This is a genomic window from Eubacterium sulci ATCC 35585, from assembly GCA_001189495.1.
GTDB classification, from domain to species: Bacteria; Bacillota; Clostridia; order Peptostreptococcales; family Anaerovoracaceae; genus Eubacterium_B; species Eubacterium_B sulci.
The window spans coordinates 1,031,661-1,055,935 of record CP012068.1 but is presented as its reverse complement, the minus strand read 5'-3'; the positions used below and the strand labels follow the sequence as shown (position 1 = coordinate 1,055,935).

Here is a 24,275-nt window from a genome sequence, read left to right as displayed (position 1 = left end):
CAAAGAAAGGTGATTTATGTATAAAGATGAACTACTAACTTTGTTTAATGGCATAAACTGGGAAGAAACCTCAGGAGGCATATATTTTACTAGCCACATGCTTTCAAAAAAAGTACAATTTAGCTTTACAGGTTACAATGAAGATAGCTTAAGTAATATCAAAGAAAGCCTAATGACAAAACTATCTGCAGAGCTTGAGACTCTTGATAATTTTGCTCTTCAAACCATAAAAGAAAAGCTTGATGATGATAAAACGAAAAAACTTGAACTTACAGATGTAATGTTTGATATTAGTGGGTGTTATGGCGCCTTTGCTTTAGGATACTATGCAGGTGAATCTCACGCAGGAGAGTTATATTTGCTAGTTAAATTTGATGATGAACTTAATGCTGATAAAGACTTGATATATGAGGTTTATTAGGATTAATTTGGTGATTTGGATGATTAAAGAAAAAACACTTGTTACGATAAAGGAAGATATACAAATTGAATATCCTTTTTCCGATGATTTACCTATGATTTTCTTAGGTGAAATCACTAATATGCCTGAGCATGGAATTTTTATTGGAAAATCCGGAAAAAGCTATTTCGGATATCATATAGATAACTTTAGAAAGCTTGGGGAAGAAGAAATATGAATCATTTAATAGCATATCCTTTGACTTGGGATGACATTGAACTAAGAGCAAATAATACTATAGGAATATATAAGATAAAGAATAAAATCGCAGTGCTTAGCTGTGTATCTTATACTGCTCAGGTAGATGATACAAAAGACTATATGCATGGATTTATACTTACCAATTTTTCCACTAATTTTACGAATCATGGACAGATTCGTCTTATGGATCTAGACGATATTTCGGCTCTGGATTGCGAGCTTTACGAGAAAGATGGGAGATTCATAATTAATACAAAGAAATATAAGGGGTATAGAAAGTCATTAGAGAAATTGATAGAGGTGACTGATACGCAGTTCAAAGTTATAGGAGATGCACCTGAACCTTTAGATAATTTATACAGTGACAGTAAGGTATATAAATTTGGAAATCTAGAGGTTTATATGCATTCAGCTTTTATAATGGCATGTAGAGAGGCTGATTCAGGAAAAGTCATGTGGAAGACTAAACTTGGTGCATATCTTTATACAGATGTTGATGAGAAAGACGGCATATTGTATTTTGGAACGGATGGAAAAGGCGGAAAGTTCTTTGCACTGAATCTGGCTGATGGGAGCATAAAATATAGCTATAATACCAAGGGAACATCTAACTTTCTATATTACAAGAATTATGTGCTTTTGTCCGATGAGAAAAATAAACCGATTTTGATAGATCGGAAAGACGGAAGCCTATATAAAAGACTTGAGTTTGATAAATTTGAAATGTCAGTATATCAACAAATGTTGATTGATGGTAACAAGCTTTACGTTATTGCAGGAAAAGAAAATATCCCATATGCAGTTTGTACAGATATTGAATAAATTAAGGAGAAAATATGCATATGTTAAAGATTAATATGAAAAGACACATTAGCATTATTGGAATTTTGGTTATGATTTTCATTGCTTTTGCTGTAGTTCCTACATTCGCAGAGGGTGAATCAACAGAAGAGCTAAAAAACATCATTTACCAAGTCCCAAACAGCGAATATGCTGTTGATGAATTTATCACTCAGGGAGCAACGACTAGATATTTCAATGTTGAAATCAAGGTCAACAAGGATTATAGCTATGAGGTTACGGAGACTATTGATGCTTTGTTTAATTGGGGTAAGCATGGAATTGTAAGATATATACCTATCTCGGGAAACTATAAGATTGATAATATAAGTGTCGAAGGTGACGAATACGAAGTAAGAAAAAAAGAAGGTAACTACGTAATCAAAATCGGAAATGCAGATAGAGAAGTCAAAGGCGAGAAAAGCTACAGAATCAAGTATACCATTCATAACTACCTTCAATCGAATGCAAAAAATCATGTATATATTGACGTAATCCCAACAAACTGGGAAATGATTATCATGAGCGCGAATGTCAAAGTACAGCTGCCAGATGACTTTAAATACACAGATATGAAGAGCTATACCGGAGGCTACGGAAGCACAAGTGACTTCGGAAGATGGGTATACGATGAGAAAAATAAGACACTTTATTTTTCTGCGAACATGATCCCATCAAAATACGGCATTACCTTACTAGCGTATGCTCCAGAAGGCTATTGGCAAGGCGCACCAAGCAAAGGCTGGACAAATCCACTAAATGTTGGAATCATCATTACCTGTTTAGCGGCTATAATTGTCATCAAACTTAGAAGTAAAAAGGATAAGGAAATTGTTGTTCCGGTAATGTTTAATCCACCTGAGGGCATTACGCCTGCAGAACTTGGATATCTAGTAGATGAGCATGTTGATAGAGAAGATATAGTTTCACTTTATCTTTATCTTGCATCAAAGGAATACATAAAGATAATAGAGGGAGATAGCAGGAAGGATACTATCATAAGGGCTCTAAACACACCTTTGAATGAGCCAGAATACGTTAATGAATTTTATGAAGCACTATTTGGATCAACTAAACATAATACAATTGGCAAAGAAGTAGATATAGAGACGGCTGGTGAAAATATAGGTGAATCATATAAACAGATAAAAAGCCAGATTGAATGGAAATTTGAAGGGGAAAAGAGTATATATTCTAAGAAGAGTAAAAACCTCGAATTTACGTCAATAATAATTGGATATATTGGATTTGTTACAACACTATTATTTACCATATACAAGTCACATTTAGTTTTTTACGATAATCTAGTAACAGGAATATCGCTAATAGTGATGAGTATACTAATTGCTACCATGTGGGGTTCACTACTTGAAAGCTTGAGAATGAAAATATTCTATAGAAAGTCAAATAAAGCATCGAAGAGTATGTTTGGTGTGCTATTTTCTGCTATTGCATATGTATTATTCATAATAGGACTAAATGTATTAATCTTATTTTTAAGCAAAAGTGATACACCTATTTATGTAAATATAGCAATCACAGTATATTCGCTAGTTTTGCCATTCTTTATAATAGGAATAAAGAGTAGAAGTGCATATAATCGTAAAATCTATGGAGAGATCATCGGATTTAGAAACTTCATTGAACTAGCCGAGGTAGACAAGATAAATGAGCTTGTGGAGCAAAATCCATCGTATTTCTATGATGTACTGCCATATGCATACGTATTTAAACTAACCAAAAAATGGGTCAAAAAGTTCGAAAATATAAAGCTACCATCTCATAAAGGTTACGCTGAATACGACAGGACTGCCTTTAATTACATGAATGTACACTGGATGATGCATGGCATTGAAAGAACTACCTTTGATGGAATCTCTGTATCAAATCCAGATGCCGGTGGTGGTATCTTCTCAGGCGGTGGTTTCTCAGGCGGCGGTGCCGGTGGTGGCGGTGGCGGTGCCTGGTAAACTGTAAACTACCTGCACGTGTTGTGAAGTGATTCAATTATTTTAAAAAGTGATATTAAAGGAGGTATGTATGTGCATAATATAAATAAGAAACGGCATGTAAAGATAGTTATAGCATTACTTATGTTACTTATAGCTTTGAGCATCGTACCGGCATTTGCAGAAGAAGCAGAAGAAAGCGATATTTGGAACAGTGAATACTATGATTATAATAAATTATATTACGATGAAACCAATGAAACCAATGAAATCAATGAAATATTTGATAAAACACCAAACAGCGAAGCTGCAAGAGATGAGTTCAAGACTTATGGAGCAACGACAAACTATTTTAATGTTGAAATCACGGTAAATAAGGACTATAGCTATAATGTTAAAGAGGAAATCGGTGTAATTTTAGATCGAAATAAACATGGTATTATAAGGTCTATTCCACTTACGGGCAATTACAAAATAAATGATATACAAGTCCCATTTGAGACTTACAATGTGAATATTGTGAAAGGTAATAAGGTAATTACAATCGGAAGTCCCGATAGAACTGTATTTGGAAGAAAAAGATATGAAATTGAATACAAAATAGAAAATTACGTTACAACAAATGCAGATAAGCAGATAAATATCAATGTAATACCAACAAACTGGGAAATGATCATCATGAATGCAAATGTAACGGTTAAGTTACCTGATGACTTTCCGTATTCAAAGATGAAAAGCTATGTAGGCAAATTTGGAAGTACTAAGCAAACTACTAAGTGGAAATACGATAAGAAAAGCAATACGCTGAATTACAAGGCAACTATGCTTCCGGCAAATTACGGAGTGACACTTCAAGTAGATACACCTAAAAACTACTGGGTTGATGTTCCAAGTAATAGATTGAATATCAATTTTAACATGGCTTTACTTTTAATAATTATAATTATTATTGCAGTATTTAAGTATGCAAACCACAAAAATAAAGATCTTATAATACCTGTGATGTTTAATCCGCCGGATGGAATTACATCGGCAGAGCTCGGATATCTGGCAGACGAAGTAATCGATAATGAAGATATTGTTTCACTTTACTTATATTTAGCATCAAAAGGATACATAAAAATAGAGGATAACAAAGATAAACACAAGATTATGATTACATCTTTAAAGACTCCTGAGAATGAAGAAAATTATGTAAATGATTTCTACGTAGCTTTATTTGATTCGACATATGAAAGAAGCGTAGGCATACAGATTAGCATAGACGATGCCGGTAAAAAATTAGGAAAATCTATTGATAAAATTTGCACAAGTATTATAGAAAAATTTGAAGGAGATAAATCATTCTACTCTGAGAAATCTAAGGAACGTGAACTGACTGCTAAGATATTAGGAGGTGTCGGAATTGTATCAACCTTGCTATTTTACTTATATAGATTGCACACCGAAATTTGGGATATTCCTCCACGTGGAATTATTCTAATTACAGCTATCTGCATTTTATCGATTGGTTATATAGTAAAGAAAATATCATACAGAAAAATGAGTAATGCATCAAAAAATATACGTAATATAATATTGTTTGGTATACTTTATGGAATATGTGCAATTGCACTAAATGTTTATTTTTTTTCAATCTCCAGATACCTAACACCAATATATCTGTATTTAGCTTTTATAATATATTTGATACTTCTTCCTTTTTTAATAAACGGGATAAAAGTCAGAAGCGATTATAACCGAAATATATTTGGTCAAATTGTCGGATTTAAGAACTTTATAGAAACTGTAGAGCTCGATAGGCTCAATGAGCTTGTAGATGAAAATCCATCGTATTTCTATGATGTTTTACCTTATGCATATGTGTTTAAGTTAACAGATAAATGGATTTCAAAGTTTAATAATATATCGGTGCCTAACCATTGCTCTTACACTTCATTTGGACAAAATGCTTTAAACCCTATGATAGTTAATACGATGATAAGTAATATTGAACTAAGAACAGAAATTGAAGTGTCAAAGACATACCCTGGAAGATTTATGGGTCGCAGTAGAGGCAGCGGATTCACCGGTGGCGGTGGAGGATTCAGAGGTGGCGGCGGATTCTCAGGCGGCGGTGTCGGCGGTGGCGGTGGCGGTGCCTGGTAAGCGAAAGTAGCAAAATAAAAGCCCAATATATTTGTACAAGCATCAATATGGTGCTATGATATATCAAAGATAGCAATAAGTTATTGCATTATATTAATAAGAAAATGAGGTGTTGATATGTTACTTTATGTAATTATAGGAATAGTTGTATTGCTACTACTATGGTTAATTGTAAGTTACAATGGTTTTATTAAGTTGTCTGCAAACTGCGAAGAAGGTTTTGCAACCATGGACGTATATCTAAAGAAAAGATATGACTTGATTCCAAATCTTGTTGAGACAGTTAAGGGTTATGCTGCTCATGAATCAAAGACTCTAGAAGCTGTAGTAGCTGCAAGATCTGCCGTAGCAAGTTCATCAACAACAGAAGAAAAACTACAAAATGAAAATATTCTTACTGGAACCTTAAGAAGCCTATTTGCAGTAGCTGAGGCTTACCCTGAGCTAAAGGCAAATGAAAACTTTAAGGAACTTATGAACCAGCTAAATCATGTTGAAGAAGACATTGCAAACTCACGTAAGTACTACAATGCTGTTGTTAAGAGATTTAATATCAAATGCAGAACCTTCCCATCAGCAATTGTAGCTAAGATATTTAATTTCTCTGCTAAGCCAATGTTTGAGGTGCAAAACGAAGCCGAGCGCGAAAATGTAAAGGTTAGTTTCTAGTTAGAGAATAGCAAGGATTAAAAGATATACTATGATAGAAATAAAAGACATAGGTAGTTATGATAGCATACCAGAGCTTGCTAATTATGTAATAGATGAGAATATTAATATGCTTGATGAAGAACTATCAAAGGGTTTAGACCTAGATGAAGAAATCAAGTTTTCTAAATATGCAAGTCTTTCACCACTTGCTCTTGCTTTGATTATGAACAAGGCTAGATCAGTTGAATGGCTTGTGGAAAAAGGAGCAAATCTAAATGATGAGGATAATCCTTCATTTCTTCTAGCTGCACGCTATTGCGACGAGCCTTTGATCAGATATTTGGTTTCACATGGCGCGAAAATTAATGTTCTAAACAGAGTCGATTCAGATGCATTTGAGCAGGCTTTGTATGGAGGTAAAATTGAAAATCTGGCTTTGATAGACGAGCTAGGGCATAGTGTTAAAAAGTATGGCGGACCGGCTTTTAGGAAAGCTGTAAGTGAAGGTAATTATGAGGCCGTTGATTTCTTTATTGATAGAGGTGTAGATATCAACTTCAATCGTCCTGATGATGTCTACTCTTTTTGTCCAACTCCGCTATGTGTTGCAGCTAGATACGTTGATTTAAAAATGTGTAAATATCTAGTAGAGCATGGCGCAGATGTTACAATAACCGAAAAGGATGGAATGAGGCCTTACACTATTGCCGTAGAAAAGGGCGATGTTGAGATGGCCGAATATTTCAAATCACTTGAGCCAGAGGAATTCTATAGCCTACAAAATAAGCTAGATGAGCTTAAGGCATATAAGCTCCCAAAATCATTGCTTGAGTTTTTACAAGGGGACAAGCTTCGCTTTGAACTTGATGACTGTGATTTTGATTATATTGAGTTTTTTCCTTTGATAGAAACTATTCCAATGAAAATCGGAAGAAAAAAGCTTCTTAGAATTTCAAAGTCAACTGGTGATTATGATCACTTTTATATAGTTTGGAATCCTAAGAGCAAGAAGATTGCTGCATATGACCTTGAGCATGAGGAACTTTATGATCTTTGTAGCTTCAAGGATTTTATGGAAGATATATCAACATACCTTCAGAAAGTTATAGACGGAGACATATAAGGAGATAAGCGCAATGGGAATGATTGAAAACATAAAGCTAATTGAGAAGTATATCTGCGAGAACTTTGATGAATGGGATTTAGATGATCCTATTGAAGAAGAATATTATGATGAGTATCTTGAACTAGAAGGAGCTTCTGATGATGAACTTTCTAAATTTGAAGAAAGCTTTGGAATCAGCCTACCAGATGGATTCAAGGAGCTGTATAAGTACAAAAATGGAAGCAAGTACATGGGCATTTTGCCTTGTGAGATTGACGAACGCTATATGTGCTTTAATCTAATGAGCCTTTCAGAAATTGAAAACTGCAAGAGCTATTTTCAAAATAAGAATGCTTTGCTAACAGATTATCCTGAATATTTTTCTGACGAAGATATTGAGGAGATGCGCGATACGAGAATAAAGCCATATCTTTTCAACGAGAAGTGGATTCCGTTTGCGCAGTACTGTGATAGCTGTTATTTAATGCTAGACTTTGATCCTGACGAGGATGGCGACATGGCGCAAGTAATCTGTTATATCCATGATCCAGATGAAATTCTCTATGCCTCAAAGGATATCACTGAGCTTGTAGAAAACATAGTAGGGAGCTTATAGAACAGAATGGCGATTGATGGAGTAAAGATTATAGATAGCGACGATGGCTATGACATCTATAATTTTATAGTCGAAAGATATAAGGACGGTGAAAATATAGATAATATAATTGCTGATATCTTAGATGAGGAGAGCAATTATTGCACGGATGATTTTTACACAGAAATTTATTGGACTGCGCTTGCTTATTCACTTTGGAAGATAGGACATCTTCCGGAAGATATAAAGACTAAGGCGCTTGAGCTAATTGAGAATGGGGCTGATGACTTTTGGCTTGAAATTGACAGCAAGGCGAAGTCACAAAGGCAAAGGGCCCTTGATAAATTAGCTATACAGCTTCAAAGCGAAAATCCCAGACCTATCAAGGTGCCTAAGTTGAGAGTAAAGCGCGAGCCTTACTTTACGCAGGGAGATGTAATTAGCGTTGAATTTGAAGACGAATACGGTTTGCTATTTGTATCCGAAATAAATCAAACGCCGAGAAAAATCGAATATCACTTAGCATGTACTCGTTTATTGCAAAAAGATAAGCCGAGCGTGGATGACTTTTTAAATAGCGAGATTGCATGTTCACACTTATCTAAAAATGTCGGGGTAAATTTAGATGATAATTTCAGTCTTGATGATATTTTTGATATCAAAATTTCACATAACTCCGATGGTAAGGAGTTTGCTGTCGATACGGACTGTTGGTTTAACCATAAGGATTTAGGTCTAATACTCGATAAATTAGAAAAAATAGCTGAAATCGAGCTTAATCCATATTCTCTTTGGACTCTCGCGCCGGCTAAAACGCTCAATGATATATATGAAGAGATAACGAGGGATAAAGAGGCTTTTCATCTCAAGTTTATGGAAACATATAAGCTTGTTAAGGATATAATCTGGGAAAAAAGTGAATGAAAAAATGGGAGTGGCTATAAGCTTACTCCCATATTTCATATTGTGCTCCAACGCTATAACTATCGAGTTTTCCGTCACCGTAGAACTTAGCTTCTATCCTGTATCTCTTCCATAGAGAATATTCGTTGGTTTGCATAACCAGAGTGTAGTCATCTTCAAGTCGAATTTCTTCTGAATTTAAAGGATCTAGAGAATAGATATTCTTTAAATCTTTGCTCTTAAAATCACTAAGATTTAGTTTTGATATATCAATATTGTTTATCTTAACCTCAGATAGCTGACTATTATCACCAGATATGCGGTAGTGGGTAATGACACAGTCTTTTAGCTTATCAGTATCATTCCACTTTGGAGTTAAGTAAACATAGCCATAGGATTTTCCGTTGCGAATTAGCTGAACGCGCTCGCCGTAAAAGAAATGATCGTTACGTGAGTTTGTGATCTTGCTATCTGCTGTATTTCCTTCAAAGCTAAAGCCATTTGCCAAAAGCTCAGAGGCTTGCGTGCTTCCAATGGTCACATTAACATTTGATATCTGTACATTAACAGGTTTTTCTGGATACCCTGAAAGACCTAGGCAAAGCATGATGACAAAGGCTGTTATGAAGAATCCGCCGAGTATTGCATTTACTGGAGAATATAGGTGGATGTTCTTGTTAGATGACAGCTTTACATAAATTAATTTAATTATAAACATCACAATGCGGTGTACCAATACAATAAAGAACTGTAATTTTAGACATTTAAATATTGCAAAATCCAGACTACCTGAGCTTTGATAAAAAAAATATCCTAATACAAGGTTTGTCAGTATCAAAGTAATGATAGCAAAACTTGCTTCGGCAAGAGCACCTAGATCAGTCACATTATCATATTTGATTGGCATTCGTCCCTGTAAAGCTTGTCCAAGTTTGTAAATCCATCTTGGAACTTCTTTATGTCTTATAACGGAAAATGCTAATCTAAAATACATGAAAAGCGTAACTGAAAGTGTCATAATGCCTATAAAATAAAAAAATAAAACAAATACGAATGAAGCCATTAAAACCCTCTCAACAAATAGAATTGATTAAATATCTAAATAGCATTATACCACTTTATTCTATATCAATGCATATTTTAAATTAAATGTATTGGTAATGAATGAGAACTATGTTATATTATAATTAGAAAATTTTATGAAAAATGATTTTTAGATACAAGTGAAACGATGGGACTACAATTCAGTGTATTTAATGCAAAGGTCATTTTTTGATAGAGTTTTGGTTTAAGGGGGGACAAATATGAGAAAAACAAACTCAGGGCTTATTTTTGATTCAGCAAAACTTAGGATTTTGGCAGCAATAATAAGCTCTATTTTAGTTGTTACGCTTGGGTTTAGTACATTTAATGCTTATGCAGGCGAGGGCGTGAATAATAGGCTAGTTACAGGAAGGCTTTCACTTGCTGCTTTGCCAAGCTCGGCTACTGAAATCTACCTAAATGGTGATACAGGTGATGATACAAAGGATGCTAGCACGGCAGAAAATGCTGTTCAAACATTTGAGAAAGCTAAGGAGATTGCTGCGGCAAATCCGGGAGTAAAGACAATATGGGTTACAGGTACTGTTTTTGTTAGCGGGGATGTTTCATTAAGCGGAACTAATGCAATTCTTAAAAGAGATCCATCTTTCAGAGGTGATGTTCTTAGAATTGATAATGATGCTACACTTCATGATATAACTATCGACGGAAATAAGGCTGCTATGCAAAGCAGTAATTCTAACGTAGGAAATCTTGTATATATTAGAGGTGCCAATGTAGATATCAAAGATGGCACTGTTTTGCAAAATAACATCGTAAAAGACAACAACATAGCTGTTGGAGGAGCTGTTTACATAGATTTATCCACAGTTAATATGACGGGCGGAACAATCAAAAATAATCAGGCTACATGGGGTGGAGGAGTTTACCTAAGTGGAAGTGCAAACTTCAACATGTCAGGTGGAGTTATTGAAAATAATAGTGCTCTGTCAAGTCCTGGTACATTTGCATCTGGAGGCGGTATTGCTACATGGTCTGGTCGTACGACGTTCAACAATCTGAATATAAGTGACAATGCGGTTATTCGCAATAACTATTCAGAAGAAGTAGGTGGTGGAATTTCTGTAGGAACTTACACTAAGTCAAACGCACCAGAGAACCTGACTATGACAGGTGGAACTATCAGTGGTAATAAGTCTGGAGCATCAGGTGGTGGTATTTTTATACAGGCTGGTATTGGAGATGCACATGGTACAGCAACAATCTCAGGTGGTTCAATTATAAATAACGAAATGCTAGGATCAGGACTTGGAAGCAGCGCTTTTGGAGGCGGTGGAATATACGTAAACGGCTTTGCAGAGAGTACTGGCTTTAATAATGGTGTTCTAAAGATAAAAAATGCCCTTATAACTGAAAATACCGCGCAGCTCGAAGGAGGAGGCTATGCTTCTTGCCCAAGCTCAGATACGCATATTTACGTTAAAAGCGGTGTAGCACTATATAATAACAGTGCTGCTTCTGCAAATGAGGTGTACATTCTAGCAAGTACTGCCTTTGGTACACATAGCGGCGATCCAGCATATGAAATTTCACCATTTATGATGGGTGGAACAGCATATCTATGGAAGGACGAAAACGGTGATCCCGTGCCACTAAATAAATTATCTGGACGTCTGATGGCAATAAATAATGATTATATCTCGCTAACTACAGATGTTAAGGATGACGCAAATGCAAAAGCGCTTGCAAGAGTCAAAATCTCAGGAAACAAGTCTGCAACAAGAGGTGCTGGCATAGGATCAAATGGCACAGTTATCATGGGAGATAGCGACTTAACCTCAGTTGATGTAACAAAGAGATGGCAGGTATCATCAGCTACTGCTATTCCTACAAGCATTGAAATAGAGCTTTATCGTGCAACTGAAGATAGTAGAGATAATCCTTTATACATTGGATATGAAACAATGAGACCTAATCCTGCAGGAGAATGGAAGATAACTTTTAGTAATCTCCCTAAATATGATGAGAGTGGTAAGCTTTACATTTACACTGTAAAAGAAAGATTAACTGGAGATTTTATCGTGCAGATAACAGGCAGTCAGGATAGTGGCTACGTGATTACAAATAAGGATAAGCCGAAACTACCACCTCCACCAAAGACTCCACCAAAACCTAAGACACCTCCTAAGACAGGTGACAGTTCAAATGCTTTTCTGTATATGATGATTATAATTCTATCAGGCTCAACGATTGCTACAGCAGGAGCTATAAAGAGAAGAAAATAGTTTTTTACCAACCCAAAATAATATTTAAGCTGTGACCCTTGGATTTAGTTTAATCTATTTTTCAAGGGTTATTTTTGATGCATATAATTATAAATTTATATTGAAAATATAATCAAAATAGCTGATAATTTACTTATATCTTAAACGCTCTAAATGCATTAAATTAACTTATTTATTATGGGGGTCTGATACATGGATAATATGATTTTTATTGAAGGTAACAAGTTTAAACTGCAAGAGGATGGTATCTATAGCGGTGCATATCTTGGAAAAATGAATATATGGGGTAGAGAAACTGATGTTATCTTCGAAAATGTAGATAAAAGCGAAGAAGCAATAGAAAAGTTCATAGAAAAGGTTTCATGGTTAAATGATAATAAGCTAAATGTAATCGATGCGTTCATGGAGGAAAACTATGAATGCATAGAATTTGCCAGTGAAGAATTCGATACCGAAATTACTGAAGATGATTTTAGAGATGCTTTATTTGTAGGAAATATATACATTTTCATTAATGGAAGAGATAGTGAATTCTCATTTGATCTAGATACAGAACCTGATTATCTATGCGGACATCTTGCAAATATGATAGTGAGCGGTAAATACGAAATTGAATGTGATGGAATTAACGGATAAGTTTATCTAAACAAAGGAGTATATATGGAAAAGCTACAGCCATCAAAGGAGTGGAATGCAAAATATGAAGAAGTTAAGGAACTTCTTACTTCGCCGGTAAATTATGCAGAATGCTTTGAGATGAAAGAAATTCAAGGCAAGGAAATATTTGTATTAGATATGGGAGAAATAAAGTTTCCTACGGGAGAAATCCTTGTAAGAGACCCATTAGTATGGCTAAACAGGAATGAGAAGCCTTATTTAACATCTGTACCTAAGGGAACTTTTCGCATTGAGACTTTGGTTGCAAAGATAAGCGAGGATAACTATAGGTATGTTCTCAGTAGAGTGAGATTCTCAGATAATGCTCCTATCAAATATTATGAGGCCCTAAAGGGCGATGAAAATCTTGATGATGTTGATGAGGATAGTATATTCGGATTTAATGTGGATGCTGGACTTGCAACAATTGTTGATGTTGAAACAAGAAATGCGTACTGTGATTTTGAAGAAAAGTGGAATGCAGCAAATCCAGGAAAGAATATATATGACGATTTCTTTGCAGAAATCTTTGCTAAGAGCGCTAAGGAACATCCACTGTACCAAAGAGATGGTGGTGACTGGATTAACTTTAAGATTCCAAATTCTGAACTGTCAATTCCAATGATACAATCAGGCTTTGGGGATGGAAGGTATCCTGTTTATTTTGGTTATGATGCAAATGGCGGACTATGCGACATAGTTTGCGAGTATATTTATTTAGGATAGTGAGGTATATATGTCTATCGAAAAAGTTTATGATTATTTTAGAAACTATGACCGTGATACATATCAGGTATTCGCATGTGGAGGCAATTCACCATCAGAAGAAGATATAAAGGCATATGAGGATGAGTTCAAGGTAAAGTTACCTGAAGACTTTAAGGAGTTTACTATGTCTCCTCTAGGCGGTCTATATATGGAGGTTAGAGAAGAAATCTGGCCAATGGCAAAAGAGTACGAAGTTGCTCCGTTTTGGGAGTTTTGCCGTGGAATCATGGTTTATGGTATATCAAATGAAGTACCTGAATTTCTAGATATACGCGTCAAGACGAAACAAATTCATGATGAAGGATTTACGGACTACATTCCTTTCTTTTCGGTAATAGGAGATGGAGATCAAATTTTTTGCTTTGATAGAGAAGGAAAGATAGTTATTTTCAATTGGTATGAAACAATAGATGTTGAAGGTGACTTTGAGAGCTTCCTCCTAAATCAAATCTCAGAGTTAGAAGAACGCAAGAATGATAAAGTAGAAAAGCTAAGGGAAAGAAATAACAAAGATAAGTAGAAACAGGAGGCTTGCAAATGGGTTTTGATATAACATATCATCCAGTTAGAATTGATGAGATGAACAGCTGGTTCTTTGAGCCAGTAAAGGCAATGAAAGATGGAGATGAAAGTATACTAAAGAGTGTAATTGAAGCTCAGGGAGGGGGTTTCTTTGATGAAAAATATGAATTTATTATCAAAGATATCGCATCAAGATACACAGAGTTTCCTAGCGAAAAAGGCATTCTCTACGCGATGGCAGCATGTATCGGCCTGTTTCGCAAGTATCAATATGTGAGAGGATCCGCTTTTTCATTTTTGATTGAAAGAGCCCCAGAGATGGATAAATATCGCACGCCGTGGGCAGAGGTGATTCCAAGCTGGGTGCCAATACCTGGAAGCGATACAATTACTGAGAATTATTCATCAGGTGTTTTTATCGGTCCTGATAAGGTAAAGGAACTCCTAGCTGATATTGAGAATGATGAAAAAGTTCATAGCGCTATTTTAGATGCCTTCGGTGAAGCAAATCTTGGGGTATTTATTAAGGCTCTTCAAGATGCTGCTAGCACAGACAGTGGAGTCATGGAAGCTACTGAAATCATGGAGGTTAATCCATTTGATTTAAATAATTCAAGTTGTAATTCAGATATCATGAATTGCGATCCTGAAGGTGCGCTCATATATCAAGAAGTAGCTATGGAACAGGTGAAAGAAGCCACAGGAATGAATGAAAACGAAATTGCTGAGAATGTAGTTTATCAGAAGACAAATACTGAATTGCCAAGTGGTAATTCAAATGATGAAAATGTAGACAAACCTAAGAAGGGGCTCTTGTCACGTTTACTTAAGCGTAAATAACTATAATTGAGAGGACTTTATATGGGAATTTTTAGCAAGAAAAATAAAGAAAATAACAAAGTGAGTGAAGAAAAAAAGCTTGTTCTTTCTATGCCGCTTTTTAAGGGTGAGGAAGGCTACTCATTAGATGCTATAGTTGATGATCTTAAAAATTACTGGAAGCTTGATGTTAAAGATGTGGATGGAAACGATGAGGTCGCTACCTTCAGTATAGACGGTGAGCTTGTTGCACTTGCATTTATGCCTGCACCAGTCCCATCTGAAGAACTTGAGAGTCTTTGCCAGTTCTCATATATGTGGGATAAGGCTGAGACAGAAGTTATGGAGCATACTCATCATGCAATTTTATCTGTTATGAGCGGTGATGCTTCTACAGTAGATAAGTATTCTTTGCTTACAAAAATTAATGCTTCATTACTTAGAACTTGCGATACTGCAATAGGCATATATCAAGGCTCTGCAACACTTTTAGTACCAAAGTCAGTTTACATAGACTTTGCTGATATGTTAAACGAAGAGATGCTGCCTATACAGCTTTGGATATACATTGGCCTAGTTCAAGAAAATGGTAAAACTAGCATGTACTCCTATGGACTTGCAGAATTTGGAAAACTTGAAATGGAAATCATAAATAGTGATATCGATGTCAATTATTTGTTTGATTTTCTAAGCAATATCCTTTATTATATTATAGATCAAGATGTTACACTTCTTGATGGAGAAACTATAGGAATGTCTGAAGAACAAAAGCTTACAATTAGAGAGTCTAAGGCAGTCTATTTAGAAGGCGATTCTCTTAAGATAGAGATTTAGTAGGGGCATTTTAATACAAATATTGAGGATTAGGATATAAGTTGAACAAGAAATTTATGCCAATAGCTACGCTTATTTTATTTGAGATAATTGCATTTAGCTTATGGTTAATAAAAGACAATCTATTTTACTTAATAAATTTCAGCTATATAGGCCTGTCCATTAGTATGGGACAAGCCTTATTTATTGCTAAGTATAAACATGCCAGGCGTGTAGTACAACTTTTGGTAGGTATATACATGCTTGTATACCTGGGGATTATTAATCAGGAGAACATGCAGATAGAGGGTTTCTGGTACTATCTATTTATGGGTGTGTTTCAGGCTGCAACTATTCACTACGCGGTAGCAAAAATATTTGGACCTTTGCTATTTGGTAGAGGGTGGTGTGGATATGCATGCTGGACTGCCATGATTTTAGACTTTTTACCATACAAGGTGCCAGAAAATCATGTAAGAAGCAAGATAGGCTGGATTCGATACATAATGTTTCTATTGTCTTTAGGCTTTGTTATAACGCTATTCCTCGCACACGTAGCAAATATAGAAAGAATAATGTTCATATCTTTTATAGTTGGGAACATAATTTACTATATAGTTGGAATTGCCTTGGCATTCATATTCAAAGACAATCGTGCATTTTGTAAATACTTATGTCCAATCACAGTGTTTTTAAAACCAACAAGCTATTTTTCAGTAGTAAGAATTAAGTGTGATACATCAAAGTGTATATCATGCGGAAAATGTAAGCGTGTATGTCCTATGGACGTAGATGTAACAGATAATTCAAGAGGACGAAAGAATGGTACTGAATGCATACTATGCATGGAATGTGTAAAAAGTTGTCCGGTAGATGCACTTTAAACACAAATAATCAATAATTGTAAAATATTTACAGTGTCAATTTAGTGATTAATGTGTATAATAATTGAGCAATATTTAATTGCGCAAGATTAATATATGAATGTTTTGTCAGTTTACTCAGATGTATATATTGCAGTATGTGAGTTTAGAGATATTTTATTAGGAGGGTTTAGATGGATCGTTTTGAGATTTTTAGACAGGTAATTGAGAAAAAGAAACGAAAAGGCGAAGAGAAGAAGCCACGTTATGGAACGAGAAAGCTATCTGTAGGGCTAGTATCATGTGTGCTAGGCTTTATGATGTTTTTAACTCCAATTACGGCTAATGCAGATGGTGGTCAGCCTAGATCACTTATTAATGAAACTAACTACACTATTAGTGGAGAAACTGATGGTGTCTTGGATTATGCAAGAACAGATTACACAAAAGAAGATAGCAATGGAATACATCTAACAGTAACAAAGTGGGCAAAGCTTGCACACAGCTGGGGTGATACTAATAAAGGCCCATATAATGGAAGATATCTACTTAATTTTTTTGATGATGAATTCTATACACAGATAGAATCAATAACAGTGAACGGCGTTCAGTTTGAGAAGGAAGCTAATGGAGCGCTATGGAAGGTTCCTATTAATAACCAAACTCTTCATTCAGGATTAATTGGAGTTGTTACAAATAGTGATATTGTAATTAAGCTTAAGAATGGTGCTACTCTTGATAGTCTAGGCATGGCATCAAAGAGAATTGACTTTACAACTGTTTGGGTAAGAGGAGATGGTAAGGCAGATAAGGCAGGATATGACAATGGATTTATCCTAAAGAACAATACTAATGTGCCAACACTTCCAAGTAATCCTAGCAACGGAAACGAGTACTACCTAGGTACAGGGTTGAATCTACTTACTAATGATGGAACCCAGTCAAAGGACGGAAACTTTTCAGGTGGAAATACTGGCAAGGCAGTAAGTTATGATGCTAAGAACAAGCTTATCAAGTCAACTGTATCATTTAAACCTGACCAGAACTTCCTTCAGGCAAACTCTGGATGGGTTCTATATATAAACGAAGTTATTCCTAAAGAACTTCTAAAGTATATTGATACTGATAACGTTAGACTTGGCGTATCAACACCTACAGGAAATATAACAGCATCTAATCCAATTAAGCTTGTAGTTGATCCTAACGGAAATGGTGTTATTTCAACTAAGGATACTCCATCGCTTAGCATAGTAGGCGGAGATTGGGATAAAGTTACTCAGGTAAGAAACACTCTAGACTCACAGGTTTTCTATGGAGCCCTAGGTCAGAGAAGATCTTATACTATTGAATACAAGCTTAAGAGCAATGTTTCTAATCAGGAATTTGCAAAGGCTCTTAATGAATATATCACTAATAATAATCAGCAGCTTAACTTTGAGTCATGGCTCACAGCTGACTTTGTTGACTCTACAAGTGCCTTTAAGGGAATCAGAAAGCCAGACGGTGGAAAGCCTAACAAGATTGTTCAGAACACATATTCAAATGCATTCCTAGAGGTACTAGATACTGATAAGGACGGTCTATATGACTTCCTAGAGGATGAAATTGACTCAGATAAGTTTAATGTTGATACAGATGGTGACGGAGTTCCTGATGCACAGGAATATCTAACAGATAAGACAGACATCCTAAATCCAAAGTCATATCTAGTTGCAAAGCCAAATGTAACTACAACAGAAATTGAATCGAATCAAGCAGAGGTAATACAGGGAACAGTACCTAAAACAATATATGATAACCCTGCAGATACAACAAAGAAAATAAACGCAACAAATCCAAACGCTGGCAATGTAATTGTAAAAGCATATAAGTATATTGCTGATGATACTGATTATACAACGCAACCAGTCAAAGCACAGACCACTATACCATTTTCTGATTTGACAGATGGTAATTTTACTGTAAATATTCCAGCAGGAACATTCCAGGATGGGGATAAAGTAATTCTTGTTGCATATTCTCCAGATGGTAAGAATCCAAAAGTTTCAAGTACCAAGGTTAACGTAGGCGCAACCAAGGTTACTTTTGATACCAATGGTGGTAAGTGGGCTGATGGGACAAACACTGATAAGATAGTTAACGCAGTGGCGGGTACTGCAACACAGCCAGAAGAACCTACAAGAGATGGATATCAGTTTATGGGTTGGGCAGCGTCTGCTAATGCAACAGAAGCTGATGCAAATATCCTAACAAACATAACTGATGCGAAAGAAGTATATGCAGTATGGAAAGATATTAAAGCTCCTGAAATCAATGCAATTGGCGATCAGACAGTAGTTGAGGGTAATGCAATTTCTGAAATTACTGTAACAACAGATGATCCAACAGCTACAGTAACTGTTTCAGGTCTTCCAAATGGAGTTACATATAGCAATGGAAAGATCAGCGGAACACCTGCTGTAAATAACTGGGGTCCAAATGAAGAAACAAGAGATATTACAGTAACAGTTGAGGCTAAGGATCCTACAGGTAATACAACAACTAAGACATTTAAGATTACCGTACAGAGAGACACTGATAGAGATGGAACACCTGATATAACAGATACAGATGATGATGGAGATGGTTACACAGATGCTGAGGAAACAACAAAGGGTTCAGATCCTAAGAACTCAGGTTCAATTCCTGCGACTATAATTGGATATGTTGATCCACTTGATATCTACAATCAAAGTCAGACTGTTGTAGAAGGAAATCCTATTTCACAAATCATGATTTCACCAGGAAACATAGACTCAGAGCTTACAGTTGGTACAATATACCTTCCAGCAGGAGTAAGTTTTAATTCTAGTGCATATACTATAGATGGAACACCAAGAGTAACTAACTGGGCACCTAATGAGGAATCTAGAAAGTTTGAGATCCCAGTAGAGGCTAAAAATCCTAACGGTTCCAAAGTTAATAAGGTCATTGAAATCATTGTTCAAAGAGATACTGATAGAGACGGAAATCCTGATGTAACAGATACAGATGATGATGGAGATGGATATACAGATGCAGAGGAAACTGCAAAGGGCTCAGATCCTAAGGATGCTAACTCAATTCCTTCTATAGGAATTAATCCTATTGCAGATCAGACTGTGGTAGAGGGCAATCCTATTACTGAAATTGCAGTAACAACAGATACACCTAGTGCAACTGTAACAGTTAAGGATCTTCCGACAGGTGTAACTTATAGCAATGGAAAGATTAATGGAACACCAGCTGTAAATGACTGGGGTTCAAATGAGGAAACAAGAGAGTTTACAGTAACTGTCGAAGCTAAGGATGCTACTGGAAGAACTACAACAAAGACATTTAAGATTACTGTTCAGAGAGATACTGATAGAGATGGAACACCTGATGTAACAGATACAGATGATGATGGAGATGGATATACAGATGCTGAAGAAATTGCAAAGGGCTCAAATCCTAAGAATGCAAATTCAAGACCTGCAGCTGTAATTACACCTGTTCTTCCAACAACAGTATCAAATCCAACACAGACAATCGTTGAAGGAAATCCAATCTCAAACGTAGTGATTACACCAGGTAACAGCAATGCTACAGTAACAGTGGATACATCTAAGCTACCAAATGGAGTTACATATGACCCAACTTCAAAGACTATTAGCGGAACACCAGCAGTAACAAACTGGGGTCCAAACGAAGAGACTAAAACATTTGAAGTACCAGTAGTAGTAACAAATCCAGATGGATCAAAGGTCACAAAGACAGTTGAAATCACTGTCCAGAGAGATACTGATAGAGATGGAATACCTGATGTAACAGATACAGATGATGATGGAGATGGATACACAGATGCTGAAGAAGTTGCAAAGGGTTCAGATCCTAAGAATGCTAACTCAAGACCAGCAGCTGTAATTACACCAGTTGCACCAACAACAGTATCAAACCCAACACAGACAATCGTTGAAGGAAATCCAATCTCAAACGTAGTAATTACACCTGGTAACAGCAACGCTACTGTAACAGTTGATACATCTAAGCTTCCAAACGGAGTTACATATGACCCAACTTCAAAGACAATTAGCGGTACACCAGCTGTAACTAACTGGGGTCCAAACGAAGAGACAAAAACATTTGAAGTACCAGTAGTAGTAACAAACCCAGATGGATCAAAGGTAACAAAGACTGTTGAAATCACTGTCCAGAGAGATACTGATAGAGATGGAACACCTGATGTAACAGATACAGATGATGATGGCGATGGATATACAGATGCTGAAGAAATTGCAAAGGGCTCAGATCCTAAGAATGCTAACTCAAGACCAGCAGCTGTAATTACACCAGTTGCCCCAACAACAATTTCAAACCCAACTCAGACTATTGTTGAAGGAAATCCAGTTACAAATGTTGTAATAACACCAGGTAACAGCAATGCTACAGTAACAGTGGATACATCTAAGCTACCAAACGGAGTTACATATGACCCAACTTCAAAGACTATTAGCGGAACACCAGTAGTAAGCAACTGGGGTCCGAACGAAGAGACAAAAACATTTGAAGTACCAGTAGTAGTAACAAATCCAGATGGATCAAAGGTCACAAAGACAGTTGAAATCACTGTCCAGAGAGATACTGATAGAGATGGAATACCTGATGTAACAGATACAGATGATGATGGAGATGGATACACAGATGCTGAAGAAGTTGCAAAGGGTTCAGATCCTAAGAATGCTAACTCAAGACCAGCAGCTGTAATTACACCAGTTGCCCCAACAACAATTTCAAACCCAACTCAGACTATTGTTGAAGGAAATCCAGTTACAAATGTTGTAATTACACCAGGTAACAGCAATGCTACAGTAACAGTTGATACATCTAAGCTACCAAATGGAGTTACATATGACCCAACAACAAAGACAATTAGCGGTACACCAGCTGTAACTAACTGGGGTCCAAACGAAGAGACTAAAACATTTGAAGTACCAGTAGTAGTAACAAACCCAGATGGATCAAAGGTTACAAAGACAGTTGAAATCACTGTTCAGAGAGATACTGATAGAGATGGAACACCAGATGTAACAGATACAGATGATGATGGCGATGGATACACAGACGCTGAGGAAATTGCAAAGGGTTCAGATCCTAAGAATGCTAACTCAAGACCAGCAGCTGTAATTACACCAGTTGCCCCAACGACAGTGTCAAATCCAACACAGACTATCGTTGAAGGAAATCCAATCTCAAACGTAGTGATTACACCAGGTAACAGCAACGCTACTGTAACTGTTGATACATCTAAGCTACCAAATGGAGTTACATATGACCCAACTTCAAAGACTATTAGCGGTACACCAGCTGTAACTAACTGGGGTCCAAACGAAGAGACAAAAACATTTGAAGTACCAGTAGTAGTAACAAATCCAGATGGATCAAAGGTTACAAAGACAGTTGAAATCACTGTTCAGAGAGATACTGATAGAGATGGAACACCTGATGTAACAGATACAGATGATGATGGAGATGGATATACAGATGCTGAAGAAATTGCAAAGGGCTCAGATCCTAAGAATGCTAATTCAAGACCAGCAGCTGTAATTACACCAGTTGCACCTACTACAATTTCAAACCCAACACAGACTGTTGTTGAAGGAAATCCAGTTACAAATATTGTAATCACGCCAGGAAACAGCAACGCTACAGTAACAGTGGATACATCTAAGCTTCCTAACGGAGTTACATATGACCCAACTTCAAAGACAATTAGCGGAACACCAGCTGTAACAAACTGGGGTCCAAACGAAGAGACTAAAACATTTGAAGTACCAGTAGTAGTAACAAACCCAGATGGATCAAAGGTTACAAAGACTGTTGAAATCACTGTCCAGAGAGATACTGATAGAGATGGAACACCTGATGTAACAGATACAGATGATGATGGAGATGGATATACAGATGCTGAAGAAATTGCAAAGGGCTCAGATCCTAAGAATGCTAACTCAAGACCAGCAGCTATAATCGTTCCTGTAGAGCCTGTAACTATTTCAAACAAGAATCAGACTGTAATCGATGAGAATCCAATAACACCAATCCTAATTGGAACTGGAAATATCGATTCTACTGTAACAGTTGATACAACCAAGCTTCCAAATGGAGTTACATATAACCCAGGAACATTTACCATCAGTGGAACACCTGACGTAACAAACTGGGGTCCAAATGAGGAAACTAGAAAGTTCGAGATTCCTGTAGTAGTTACAAATCCAGATGGATCAAAAGTTACAAAGACTATCGAAATCACTGTCCAGAGAGATACAGATGGAGATGGAATCCCTGATGTAACAGACCCAGATGATGATAATGATGGATACACAGATGTAGAAGAAGCAGCTAAGGGATCAAATCCTAAGGATGCTAACTCAATTCCAGCAGCTGTAATTACTCCAATCGCACCTACAACAATCTCAAATCCAACACAGACTGTTGTAGATGGAAAGCCAGTAACAAATGTTGTAATAACACCTGGAAACAATAATGCTACTGTAACAGTAGATGAGACTAAGCTACCAAATGGAGTAACTTATGACCCAACTACAAAGACAGTAAGCGGAACACCTAATGTAACTGACTGGGGTCCAAACGAGGAAACTAGAACATTCGAGATCCCAGTTGTAGTAACAAATCCTGATGGATCAAAGGTTACAAAGACTATCGAAATCACTGTCCAGAGAGATACAGATGGAGATGGAGATCCTGATGTAACAGATCCAGATGATGATAACGATGGAGTTACAGATGTTGAAGAGATAGCAAAGGGATCAAATCCTAAGGATGCTAATTCAAAACCTGCAGTTGCTCCACCAGCAAACAATGGTGGTACTAATGGATCAAGAGGAAGAGGACCTAACACAGGTGATGATTCAAATCTACTTGGATATGCAGGATTTACAGCAATGTCTGGAGCAGCTCTAACACTTCTAGCTCTTAAGAAGAAAAAAGAAGAGGAAGAGGAATAAGCTCTAGCTCAAAGCAACTATCTAAAACTAAATAGTATCAAGAGAAGACCTTTGCAAATGCAAGGGTCTTCTTTATCTGGATGAAAAAAATAATCTTTTGATTCAATAATTTTCATCAAAATAAATTAAACAAAATATCGATTTATTTATAAAAATGGGGTATAATCATTGTGTAAAATTAAATGACACATCCAATAGGGTTAGGAGATAAAATGGAAAAGAAAGATTTCACAGAAATTGAACAAAAGCAAATAGAGAAAGGACTTTCATACGCTGTTATAAGTGATAAAGAAGCAGCAAAGAAAATTCTTGCGCTTGTACCAGAGGCTTGGATGAAGAAAATCCCATTCTTTGTTAGAAGACACGCAGCAACTAAAACAATAGAGTTTATGTCTAAAGAGTATCCTGAGCTTTTTGCAGTTGCAAAGAGAGAGGGAGAACTTCCAGAAAAAGAAAAAAATGAGATCCGCCAGATTATAAATAATATCTATGAAGAAAGAATGAAAAAACATAATATAAAATAAATCAAAGTAGTTGATTTTATGTATAATTTGGTGGATAATGCAAATAGTAGATTTATTGCACTGAGAAGTGCTAAGTAAGATTGAATAATAATCTATGGAGGTAGAA

At 36.2% G+C, this 24,275-nt stretch carries 18 protein-coding genes and 1 pseudogene; 18 read left to right on the top strand and 1 reads right to left on the bottom strand.

Features of this window, described 5'->3' with window-relative positions:
* Positions 1 to 16 precede the first annotated feature (16 nt).
* From ADJ67_04850 to ADJ67_04810, 9 genes are all read left to right on the top strand, one after another.
* A complete protein-coding gene (locus ADJ67_04850; GenBank protein AKT47038.1) occupies positions 17 to 421 on the top strand; it encodes a hypothetical protein in 405 nt (134 codons plus the stop codon).
* Positions 408 to 638, top strand: coding sequence for a hypothetical protein (locus tag ADJ67_04845; GenBank protein ID AKT47037.1), 231 nt, complete (start codon positions 408 to 410; stop codon positions 636 to 638). Before ADJ67_04850 ends, ADJ67_04845 begins: the two co-directional genes overlap by 14 nt.
* A complete protein-coding gene (locus ADJ67_04840) occupies positions 635 to 1,483 on the top strand; it encodes a hypothetical protein (protein AKT47036.1) in 849 nt (282 codons plus the stop codon). The genes ADJ67_04845 and ADJ67_04840 overlap by 4 nt, the downstream gene beginning before the upstream one ends.
* 14 nt (positions 1,484 to 1,497) lie before the next feature.
* Positions 1,498 to 3,471, top strand: coding sequence for a membrane protein (locus tag ADJ67_04835; GenBank protein ID AKT47035.1), 1,974 nt, complete (start codon positions 1,498 to 1,500; stop codon positions 3,469 to 3,471).
* Between the two features lie 66 nt (positions 3,472 to 3,537).
* Complete coding sequence (locus tag ADJ67_04830) at positions 3,538 to 5,598, top strand: hypothetical protein (GenBank protein ID AKT47034.1); 2,061 nt, start codon at positions 3,538 to 3,540, stop codon at positions 5,596 to 5,598.
* 117 nt (positions 5,599 to 5,715) lie between these two features.
* Positions 5,716 to 6,267 carry a membrane protein gene (locus ADJ67_04825; protein ID AKT47033.1) on the top strand — a complete coding sequence of 184 codons (552 nt, stop codon included), beginning with the start codon at positions 5,716 to 5,718 and terminating at the stop codon, positions 6,265 to 6,267.
* 31 nt (positions 6,268 to 6,298) lie between these two features.
* Positions 6,299 to 7,372 carry an ankyrin gene (locus ADJ67_04820; GenBank protein AKT47032.1) on the top strand — a complete coding sequence of 358 codons (1,074 nt, stop codon included), beginning with the start codon at positions 6,299 to 6,301 and terminating at the stop codon, positions 7,370 to 7,372.
* Positions 7,373 to 7,385: 13 nt separating this feature from the next.
* A complete protein-coding gene (locus ADJ67_04815) occupies positions 7,386 to 7,970 on the top strand; it encodes an SMI1 / KNR4 family protein (GenBank protein AKT47031.1) in 585 nt (194 codons plus the stop codon).
* 6 nt (positions 7,971 to 7,976) lie between these two features.
* A complete protein-coding gene (locus ADJ67_04810; GenBank protein ID AKT47030.1) occupies positions 7,977 to 8,873 on the top strand; it encodes a hypothetical protein in 897 nt (298 codons plus the stop codon).
* A 22-nt stretch (positions 8,874 to 8,895) separates the two neighbouring features.
* On the opposite strand, the gene ADJ67_04805 is transcribed toward ADJ67_04810, so the two are convergent.
* Positions 8,896 to 9,915 carry a hypothetical protein gene (locus ADJ67_04805; protein AKT47029.1) on the bottom strand — a complete coding sequence of 340 codons (1,020 nt, stop codon included), beginning with the start codon at positions 9,913 to 9,915 and terminating at the stop codon, positions 8,896 to 8,898.
* Between the two features lie 430 nt (positions 9,916 to 10,345).
* Between ADJ67_04805 and ADJ67_04800 the strand changes: the two are divergent.
* The 9 genes and pseudogenes from ADJ67_04800 to ADJ67_04760 all read left to right on the top strand — a co-directional run bounded on the left by ADJ67_04800 (position 10,346) and on the right by ADJ67_04760 (position 24,169).
* Positions 10,346 to 12,022, top strand: a pseudogene (locus ADJ67_04800) (hypothetical protein).
* Between the two features lie 351 nt (positions 12,023 to 12,373).
* Positions 12,374 to 12,817: a hypothetical protein gene (locus ADJ67_04795; GenBank protein AKT47028.1), complete on the top strand. Its 444-nt coding sequence runs from the start codon at positions 12,374 to 12,376 to the stop codon at positions 12,815 to 12,817.
* Positions 12,818 to 12,841: 24 nt separating this feature from the next.
* On the top strand, positions 12,842 to 13,564 hold the full coding sequence (locus ADJ67_04790) for a hypothetical protein (GenBank protein ID AKT47027.1): 723 nt from the start codon (positions 12,842 to 12,844) through the stop codon (positions 13,562 to 13,564).
* Between the two features lie 10 nt (positions 13,565 to 13,574).
* A complete protein-coding gene (locus ADJ67_04785) occupies positions 13,575 to 14,126 on the top strand; it encodes a 1,3-beta-glucan synthase regulator (GenBank protein AKT47026.1) in 552 nt (183 codons plus the stop codon).
* Between the two features lie 17 nt (positions 14,127 to 14,143).
* Positions 14,144 to 14,968: a hypothetical protein gene (locus ADJ67_04780; protein AKT47025.1), complete on the top strand. Its 825-nt coding sequence runs from the start codon at positions 14,144 to 14,146 to the stop codon at positions 14,966 to 14,968.
* A 90-nt stretch (positions 14,969 to 15,058) separates the two neighbouring features.
* A complete protein-coding gene (locus ADJ67_04775) occupies positions 15,059 to 15,781 on the top strand; it encodes a hypothetical protein (protein ID AKT47680.1) in 723 nt (240 codons plus the stop codon).
* A 56-nt stretch (positions 15,782 to 15,837) separates the two neighbouring features.
* Positions 15,838 to 16,644, top strand: coding sequence for a 4Fe-4S ferredoxin (locus ADJ67_04770; protein ID AKT47679.1), 807 nt, complete (start codon positions 15,838 to 15,840; stop codon positions 16,642 to 16,644).
* A gap of 173 nt (positions 16,645 to 16,817) precedes the next feature.
* Entirely contained in the window at positions 16,818 to 23,645 is a 6,828-nt protein-coding gene (locus ADJ67_04765; GenBank protein ID AKT47024.1) for a hypothetical protein, read from the top strand.
* Positions 23,646 to 23,857: 212 nt separating this feature from the next.
* Positions 23,858 to 24,169: a hypothetical protein gene (locus ADJ67_04760; protein ID AKT47023.1), complete on the top strand. Its 312-nt coding sequence runs from the start codon at positions 23,858 to 23,860 to the stop codon at positions 24,167 to 24,169.
* Positions 24,170 to 24,275 lie beyond the last annotated feature (106 nt).

Bases quoted from the DNA above. Each gene is read 5' to 3' on its own strand.
- ADJ67_04850 (AKT47038.1), top strand. From the start codon at position 17: ATGTATAAAGATGAACTACTAACTTTGTTTAATGGCATAAACTGGGAA.
- ADJ67_04845 (AKT47037.1), top strand. From the start codon at position 408: ATGAGGTTTATTAGGATTAATTTGGTGATTTGGATGATTAAAGAAAAA.
- ADJ67_04840 (AKT47036.1), top strand. From the start codon at position 635: ATGAATCATTTAATAGCATATCCTTTGACTTGGGATGACATTGAACTA.
- ADJ67_04835 (AKT47035.1), top strand. From the start codon at position 1,498: ATGCATATGTTAAAGATTAATATGAAAAGACACATTAGCATTATTGGA.
- ADJ67_04830 (AKT47034.1), top strand. From the start codon at position 3,538: ATGTATGTGCATAATATAAATAAGAAACGGCATGTAAAGATAGTTATA.
- ADJ67_04825 (AKT47033.1), top strand. From the start codon at position 5,716: ATGTTACTTTATGTAATTATAGGAATAGTTGTATTGCTACTACTATGG.
- ADJ67_04820 (AKT47032.1), top strand. From the start codon at position 6,299: ATGATAGAAATAAAAGACATAGGTAGTTATGATAGCATACCAGAGCTT.
- ADJ67_04815 (AKT47031.1), top strand. From the start codon at position 7,386: ATGGGAATGATTGAAAACATAAAGCTAATTGAGAAGTATATCTGCGAG.
- ADJ67_04810 (AKT47030.1), top strand. From the start codon at position 7,977: ATGGCGATTGATGGAGTAAAGATTATAGATAGCGACGATGGCTATGAC.
- ADJ67_04805 (AKT47029.1), bottom strand. From the start codon at position 9,915: ATGGCTTCATTCGTATTTGTTTTATTTTTTTATTTTATAGGCATTATG.
- ADJ67_04795 (AKT47028.1), top strand. From the start codon at position 12,374: ATGGATAATATGATTTTTATTGAAGGTAACAAGTTTAAACTGCAAGAG.
- ADJ67_04790 (AKT47027.1), top strand. From the start codon at position 12,842: ATGGAAAAGCTACAGCCATCAAAGGAGTGGAATGCAAAATATGAAGAA.
- ADJ67_04785 (AKT47026.1), top strand. From the start codon at position 13,575: ATGTCTATCGAAAAAGTTTATGATTATTTTAGAAACTATGACCGTGAT.
- ADJ67_04780 (AKT47025.1), top strand. From the start codon at position 14,144: ATGGGTTTTGATATAACATATCATCCAGTTAGAATTGATGAGATGAAC.
- ADJ67_04775 (AKT47680.1), top strand. From the start codon at position 15,059: ATGCCGCTTTTTAAGGGTGAGGAAGGCTACTCATTAGATGCTATAGTT.
- ADJ67_04770 (AKT47679.1), top strand. From the start codon at position 15,838: ATGCCAATAGCTACGCTTATTTTATTTGAGATAATTGCATTTAGCTTA.
- ADJ67_04765 (AKT47024.1), top strand. From the start codon at position 16,818: ATGGATCGTTTTGAGATTTTTAGACAGGTAATTGAGAAAAAGAAACGA.
- ADJ67_04760 (AKT47023.1), top strand. From the start codon at position 23,858: ATGGAAAAGAAAGATTTCACAGAAATTGAACAAAAGCAAATAGAGAAA.